The 422-nt window shown below is 49.1% G+C and carries 1 protein-coding gene; it reads left to right on the top strand.

Annotation, left to right across the window (positions count from 1 at the left end; all coding sequences use genetic code 11):
- Nucleotides 1–273: 273 nt before the first annotated feature.
- Nucleotides 274–422, top strand: a 149-nt coding sequence (locus J3B89_RS21065; protein WP_349814243.1) for a twin-arginine translocation signal domain-containing protein, incomplete at its 3' end; no start/stop codon positions are given.

The raw sequence follows: 422 nt of genomic DNA, 5'->3' as shown, positions 1-422 counted from the left end.
GTCATCGCCAGATGATGGCCATCCAGGCCATTTCTGACCAGTGACACCTGAAAACCGGCTTCGCTCAGGCCTTGCTTTAAATAGTCACCGGTTTTTTGTTCATCTTCTACAATCAGCAAACGCACCTTGTTCTCCCCAAACATGGATCTGGCATAGCTCTGGCAGTATTACGCCATAAAGCAGCAAACAGCAACATGACGCTAAGATTACAACTTTGTCATGTTCAGGTCATGCTGCTGACAGTTTCGCACACTACACTGCTTAGCATACAAAATGCATTGGAGGTTCCAAATGACAAAAGCCAAAACCATGATGCCGTTATCTGTTTCACGGCGCCGTTTTGTTCAGGGGCTGGCGGTGGGCGGCGTGCTGGCCACTTTTCCGCATATCGTCAGGGCGGGTAGCGCCTTTAAAGATAATGC

Source organism: Rheinheimera oceanensis (genome assembly GCF_018831085.1).
GTDB lineage: Bacteria > Pseudomonadota > Gammaproteobacteria > Enterobacterales > Alteromonadaceae > Alishewanella > Alishewanella oceanensis.
This window is presented reverse-complemented; position numbering and strand designations above follow the sequence as displayed.